The sequence below is a fragment of the Vibrio clamense genome, from assembly GCF_050337905.1.
Lineage (GTDB): Bacteria > Pseudomonadota > Gammaproteobacteria > Enterobacterales > Vibrionaceae > Vibrio > Vibrio cortegadensis.
Genome location: NZ_JAKJTJ010000027.1, coordinates 145,184 through 152,769, shown reverse-complemented (window position 1 = coordinate 152,769; position 7,586 = coordinate 145,184). Strand labels below are relative to the sequence as shown.

General features: G+C 41.9%; 5 protein-coding genes. 2 read left to right on the top strand and 3 right to left on the bottom strand.

Annotated elements, in window-relative coordinates:
• From L4C39_RS15790 to L4C39_RS15780, 3 genes are all read right to left on the bottom strand, one after another.
• The coding region (locus L4C39_RS15790) for a VCBS domain-containing protein (RefSeq protein ID WP_429746819.1) at positions 1-2,255 on the bottom strand (2,255 nt) is incomplete at its 3' end.
• A gap of 503 nt (positions 2,256-2,758) precedes the next feature.
• Complete coding sequence (gene gltS, locus L4C39_RS15785; protein WP_171755624.1) at positions 2,759-3,985, bottom strand: sodium/glutamate symporter; 1,227 nt, start codon at positions 3,983-3,985, stop codon at positions 2,759-2,761.
• A gap of 297 nt (positions 3,986-4,282) precedes the next feature.
• The gene (locus tag L4C39_RS15780; RefSeq protein ID WP_171755623.1) at positions 4,283-4,639 is read right to left on the bottom strand and encodes a YibL family ribosome-associated protein; all 357 of its coding nucleotides are present in this window, start codon (positions 4,637-4,639) and stop codon (positions 4,283-4,285) included.
• Between the two features lie 225 nt (positions 4,640-4,864).
• On the opposite strand from L4C39_RS15780, the gene L4C39_RS15775 reads away from it, so the two are divergent.
• Entirely contained in the window at positions 4,865-5,632 is a 768-nt protein-coding gene (locus L4C39_RS15775; protein WP_429746816.1) for a DUF4344 domain-containing metallopeptidase, read from the top strand.
• Positions 5,633-5,869: 237 nt separating this feature from the next.
• Positions 5,870-7,531 carry a methyl-accepting chemotaxis protein gene (locus L4C39_RS15770; protein ID WP_371729804.1) on the top strand — a complete coding sequence of 554 codons (1,662 nt, stop codon included), beginning with the start codon at positions 5,870-5,872 and terminating at the stop codon, positions 7,529-7,531.
• Positions 7,532-7,586 lie beyond the last annotated feature (55 nt).

Below are 7,586 nucleotides of genomic sequence, written 5' to 3'. Positions count from 1 at the left end.
TACTGTACTTTGTCATTGGCGACGGAGTAATCCCAGTTGCCTAATTCATCAATGGTGATACTGCCAAGTGCGTCAGTGGCAGGTGCGACACTGCTAATATCAAACTTCGCTTCGTCAGTGCCATCAACATCAGTGATCTCCAACTTGCCCGAATCACTGAGCGTTGGGTTGGCGGCATCTTCAATTACGGCACCTGTATCGACACCCGTAATGACTGCGGCATCATTCACGCCCGTAATGGTAACGGTAATAGTATGCTCAGTGCCGTCTAGCGACTCTACGGTGAACAGTTCGGATTTAGTCTCACCTTCACCAAGATATTGCACTTTGTCATTGGCGACGGTGTAATCCCAGTTGCCAGACTCATCGAGAATAAAGCTACCTAATGCGCCCGTACTGGCCACCACGCTAGTGGTATCAAACTTCGCTTCGTCAGCGCCATCCACGTCAGAGATTTCCAACTTACCGGAATCACTGAGAATTGGGTTGGCGGCATCTTCTGTTACTGCACCAGTATCAACACCTGTAATTTCAGCGGCATCATTCACACCCGTAATGATCACTGTAATGGTGTGCTCAGTGCCGTCCAACGATTCAACGGTGAACACTTCTGATTTGGTCTCACCTTCTCCGAGATACTGCACTTTGGCATTATCGACGGAGTAATCCCAGTTGCCAGATTCATCAACGGTGATATTGCCTAATGCACCCACACTGGCCGTTACGCTAGTGGTATCAAACTTGGCTTCGTCAGTGCCATCAGCATCGGTGATCTCTAGTTTGCCAGAGTCACTGAGCGTTGGATTGGCGGCATCTTCAATTACTGCACCTGTATCGACACCCGTAATGACAGCGGCGTCATTCACGCCCGTGATGGTAACGGTGATGGTGTGTTCGGTACCGTCTAAAGATTCAACGGTGAACACTTCGGATTTGGTTTCACCTTCTCCGAGATACTGCACTTTGGCATTATCGACGGAGTAACTCCAATCGCCCGCTTCCGTTAAAGTGAGCGCACCAAGGGTTCCAGTTGCAGCAACCACGCTATTAGTTTTAAAGCTGGCTTCATCATCTCCATCGAGATCAGAAATGCGTAAAGAACCACTGTCTTGCAGAAGCGGTAACGATGTATCCTCCGTTACCGCACCAGAATCATCCCCAGAAATAGAAGCCGGATCATTTAGGCCTTGAACCGTGATCGTCACTGTTTTTGTTTCACTCACACCGCCCTCATTATCCGTAGCGGTATAAGTAAACGTTAGCTGACTACTTTCACCAGCCGCAAGAAAGTCAAAATCAGTACCGGGATCGAAAGAATATGAACCATCAGAGTTAAAGGTAAGCTGGCCTTGGGTTACATCATCAACGACTTGGTATGAACTAATCGTCCCATCAACATCAGTTGCATCAGACACTTGTGCTGTAAGAATTTGGTTTTCATCTGTGGTTTGAGAAGAATCAGAGGCAACTGGGAGATCATTAATTGGGTTGATACGAAACTGAACTTCACCTTGCTGGATAGAGTTATCTTCTCCTTGATTATCATCGACAGAATAACCAAAGGCACCAGCGTCATCACCCGGAACATAATCATCTGGAGCGTCGTATTGAAGGCTATCAAATTCTGCAAGAGTCAGCTCTTGGCCGATAGAAATCGGGGTTCCGTCGGCAAGGGTTATTTGCCCTAAATTGGGCAACTCAGTCACGGTTATAGTTAATGCATCACCATCTGAATCGACTGGTAGGGTGAGGTTTAACGCGCTGTCTTGTGACTCCTCATCAAAAGATCTGATTTCCGTTGCCGCGAAAGGCGTCGCATTAACGAGTAAATCAAGGAGTGCCAGACTCTGAGTTTCTGAAAGCGCGACTTCTGAATTCGCGGTTGTTTCAAAAAACGTTTCGGCAAGCGTCTCTAGTAACGTTGCTTCAATTGATGCAGCCAAAGTTACGCTGGAACTCAAACCTGCACCCGCTGCTGCCGCTTGTTCTTCATTTAATGTAGGGTCAATACCATCTTCAATATCTTGTAGGATTTGGGCTATATCATCCCCAAGTGGAAGCGGTTGAATATCATTATCTTCCCCTACAATTTCGACATTTAACGACGAATTATTATCTGGAGTAGTCGTTGTGCCAACAATTACATCACCAGCGCTTGGGGATACACCATCTGCGAGAATCAATAATTTGCCATTTTTGTCTATAACGAGTGTATTCGAGACACTTTCCAGCATTGAAAGTAATTGAATTCCCATATGTCCCCTTAAACGCCTCTGGTGCGTAATTTTATAAAACTAGCTAGTATAACCTTCTTATATAACAATTTTATCATTAAATAAAATCATAAAATTTTCACTCTGTACAAACACAAAGGTATGGAGCAAACAGACAGAGCTACTAGCATAATTTCTTTTGTCTTAATTAATCATAGCAAAAATCAAACCACTCAAACCAGAAGTGCAATCACAAGCATATCAAGGTCAGCAAGGCACTGAATTTAAAATTAAAATTATTTACAAGAGCGGAGACGGGAAGTTCAACGGTTAATGGTAGCTTCTGATTAGAAGCCTTTCTCTGGATTCATGCCACTATTTACCTTCCACTTTCGCAACAGGATTTTTGAGTGTTACAAACCAAGAATCTTAGTTCTTCCTAGCCCTACCTCATTAATACCGGCCTATAAAAAAAGCTCTGCTAAATCAGCAGAGCTTTTATGTTTTGTATCCTAGCCATTTTAATCAAAGGCTAAATTTACCGCTTATCCAATAAACGAAATGTAACCTTGAAGAATGATCAGGTTTACGATATCAATAAAGAATGCACCGACAATAGGCACCACCATAAATGCTTGTGGTGATGGACCAAAGCGATTAACCAATGAGCCCATATTCATTACAGCAGTTGGTGTAGCACCTAGACCAAAACCACAATGTCCACCAGCCATAACCGCCGCATCATAATTTGAACCCATGACTTTGAATGTCACGAAATAAGCGAAAATACCTAGAATCACCGCTTGAACAGCTAAGATCATTAAGAATGGAATCGCTAAATCGAAGATGTTCCACAATTTAAGGCTCATTAATGCCATAGCAAGGAATAAAGACAAAGAAACAGTACCGAGAATATCCACCGTTTCGGTATCAATCTTATGAGCTTTCGTCACTTCCATCACGTTGGTAATAAACACACCGATAAACAGTGCATATACAAAGTCAGGAATCATTAACCACTTGATCTCAAAGGTACTTACCCATTGTTCAAGGTACTTAGCACCCGTCACACAAATAAGAAGAATAAACAGCACTTCAATCACTTTCTTTGCGGTGACTTTATCTTCTTCATATTCGTTATAGGTAACTAACTCAGGAAAACGTTCATGTGTGTGAGTTCCAGTACCGTAGTCTGATTCAAAGTTATTTTTATCGATCAACTTCTGCGCGACTGGGCTGCCAATAATACCGCCAATAATCAAACCAAAGGTCGCGGAAGCCATCGCTATTTCTAAGGTATTAGACAAACCGTAATTTTCAGCAAAGGTTTGTGACCATGCGGCACCAGTACCGTGACCACCAGATAGAGTGATGGATCCAGCAATCAACCCCATTAAGGGATCGAGTCCTAAAGCGGTTGCCAATGACACCCCGACACCGTTTTGAATAATGATGTATACCGATGCAATGCCTAAGAAGATAAAGACCTTCGCACCACCTTTCATTAACTGAGTATAGTTAGCGGCAAGCCCTACAGTGCTGAAAAACATCAACATGAAGGTATTTTGTAATGGTAGAGAAAATTCAAGATCTAAGCCATTGAAGTGCAGCACAGTGATAATAATGGCGACAATAAGTCCACCAACAATTGGCTCTGGAATGTTGTATTTCTTTAACGTAGGAAGCTTAGTATTAACAAAGTGGCCGAGAAATAGCACGCTGATGGCAATAAGAAAAGACTCTAATGCCCCTACTGAAATTAATTGATTCATATAACCTCTTATATTTGCTCAATCATCATCCTTAATGAGAGTTGTTGTAATAGTTAAGTACCTTGGCTGGTATGTGTCCTCAGTTTGGTGTGGTTATTTCAATCGAAATGAATAAAAATCACACCACAGTACAAAGTTAATTGCGCACAATGTTACGCGCACGTTAGGTATGTATCAGCGATAGCCTGTTTATGATCTCCCTCATAACGCCTTGGCTACGCCTGTATGCTTGTTTACTCATAAGTAAAAAAGCAAAAAAGGAGCTATTAAGCTCCTTTTTTCGCACAATCTAAAGAATTAAAATGCTTTAGGTGCAAATCCTGTCATTTCTTCAATACGTAGCTCTTTGCCTAATTTGGTCATTGGATGAACAATGATTAGGTCTTTCACTGATTTTTTCAATTTACCAATATCAGCTTGCTCTGCTTTAGTAATTGCACGCTTGAAAGGCATATCAACTAAACTTTTACGCTCTTGGTTCACGTCATAGCTCTGCTTATGCTTAAGCTGTGCAACTTTTTTGGTTAACTTTTTAATCTCTTCTTCAAACTGACGGACCACAGGGCGATCTTGACGAGTTTTAGCGGCAGCCATTTTGTGACGGCACTTATCTAGACGATTGTTAATTTCTTGAAGTTCGTTTTTAACACTCATAAAAATACCCTAAGTTATGCTCCAAATCGGATCGGGCGCGGATTATAGCACATCGTCTTCATCTGCCGAAATTTATCTTCACCTCAGCTTTAAACGAAACATTTCTCCAAAAATCAATACCGTTAAATGATGTTGTTTATAAAAAAAACTCACCATACCGCCATTTGTTTAAATGATAATAATGCGGTATAGCTATAACATTGAAAATAAAAGGGACTGATTTTGATGAAACGATTATTTAGCACGATCACTTACTCTTGTTTATGCATTTCTCCTGCCCTCGCAGCCAAACCAAATATGATCATTCAATTTTCGGCTCCTGACAACTCTGCAGAGCAGGTAGCGAAACAGCAAATAGAAGCTAGTGGCATCAATCAAACGGTAATAGAGCTGTCCAATCAATCCTTCCCTTTCAATAAGACATTAACCATTCAATATGGTGGTACTGAAGGGCCATTATATGATCCTGATAAACATACTATTTATATCCCCTACCGCTTTTATCAAGAATCTTTATCTTACTTTCAAAAAAATAAGTATGAGGAAAAATTTCAGAAATCTGCGCAACTGGGGGCAATAGACACTCTACTGCACACTTTATTGCATGAGACCGGGCATGCGTTTATTGCTGATCAAGATATTGCAATACTAGGAAAAGAGGAAGATGCGGTCGATAACTTCGCGACTATCCTGATGCTTAACTATGTAGATCAAGGAGATGATGCAGCAATCAGTGCCGCTGATATGTTCGCTTTCGAATCTGACGACAGGCCTGACTATTATGATTTCGGTGAGTATATCGATGAACATAGTTTCGATTTGCAGCGCTATTTTTCTACCTTATGCCTAGTATACGGGAGTGATCCAGAGAAGCACCAAGCACTGCTCAATGAAGTAGAAAATGATTACTTAACCGATCGTAAAGACTTTTGCACCTTCAACTATGATCAGATCAATGGCAGCTGGCATCGCTATTTCCTACCGTCAAACTGATCACCTATTGAACTATGATACAGTGACGCGTATCACTGTATCGAATGTTACACACGCTTCTTATCTCTTGAAATCAGCCTCGATTTCTCACTTCAAACAATACTCCTACAACTTTAGTTAAAGTTACATTTCCTTCACATCTATATTACTTATAACTGGGTAGACTATATTTAAAATATAAAAAATAGCTCATTGATTGAGTAATGTCAGCCTTATTACATTTTTCAGGAAGCAGTTATGAACCTCACTATACGTAAACGCCTTTATATACTCTCCATGATTCCATTATTTGTTATTGCTATCAGCATGATGTCTCTCACCTACAACGAACTTAATAAGCTAAATCGACAGCAAATTGATTCGACCCGAGACAGCATGATGAACATGAAAAAAGCGGAACTAAAGTCCTATATTCAGATCGCTCAGACAGCAATCACGCCCATCGTAAATTCAAATGGAACACTTGAAGAAGTTATAGCAACGTTAAAAGAGATCAAGTTTGGCAAAAGTGGTTATATCTTCGGGTACACCTCTAGCGGGATCCGAGTCATTCAAGGTCAATCCACAAAAGGACTTGGAGAGAATTTTATCAACCTTCAAGACAAACAAGGTAACTACCTTATTCAAGATTTGATTAAAAATGCTAAGCGGGAACAATTTACTACCTATTACTTCCCTAAGCCGGGAGAGACACAGCCTCTACCGAAACTCAGTTTCTCTGCTTATTTTCCACAGTGGGATCTGATAATAGGTACTGGGTTTTATACTGACGACGTCGATAGAGCGGTTGAAGAGATGCAACTTCTTTCGACTGCCAGCATGAATCGAAGCATTACATCCATTGGGTTATTCTGCCTTGTTATTGCCATCATTGTCGCGCTATTCGCAGTATTGGTGAATCGCAGTATAATGCGTCCATTAGAGCAGTTTGATTCCTCAATTCGCTCATTTGCCAGTGGTGATGCCGATTTAACAGCCCGCATGCAGGAATCTAATGTTCCAGAGTTTTCTGAACTCACTAAAAATTTCAACACCTTCGTTGCCAGCCTTCAGTCAATCATCTCTAGAGTGAGCCAAGTCGGCCAAGAAGTCGTCGATGAAACGAATAATATGAGCAATCGTGCAGCACAAGTGGATGAACTCGCCTCAAGTCAACATACCGAAACCGACCAAGTCGCCACCGCAATGACAGAAATGACGACGACAGCTCATGAAATTTCTAACAATGCACATCAAGCAGCTCAGTCTGCTAAAAACGCAGAAGATAATGTCGATCAAGCAAGTGCGATTGTCCTTTCAGCAGCCGATTCCGTGCAAGCGTTGGCAAACGAAGTCGCTGAAGCAAACAATGTGATCTCTAGACTTGAAGGTGATGTGCAAAATATCTCATCTTCTTTGGAGGTGATCCAAGATATAGCAGAACAAACGAACCTCCTTGCTTTAAATGCCGCTATAGAAGCAGCACGAGCTGGCGAACAAGGACGTGGATTTGCCGTAGTTGCCGATGAGGTTCGGAAATTAGCCAGTCGCACACAAGATAGCACAGGCGAAATCCATACGATGATCCAACAACTTAAAGCGGCGTCAGACAACGCAGTCACAGCCATGGATTCTAGCCAAAGCCGAAGTGTCAAAGCCGTTGATGAAGCGAATTCTGCCAGTCTAGCGTTGGCCAAAATCAAAGAGTCAATTGATACCATCATGGATATGAATTCATTGATCGCGACCGCCACAGAAGAGCAAAGTGTTGTCGGACAAGAGATATCTGAGCGTATAGTGGTGATTTCTGACCAAAGTAACCAATCAGCGGGGCTTGCCAATGAAAATCGCTCTGGCAGCCAAGAATTGAATGGTAAAGCGCGTGAGTTATATAACTTGGTTGACCGATTCACCGTTTAGAATACTGAATAAAATATGCTGATATAACAAAAAGCCCAGATCTGAAATTCATATC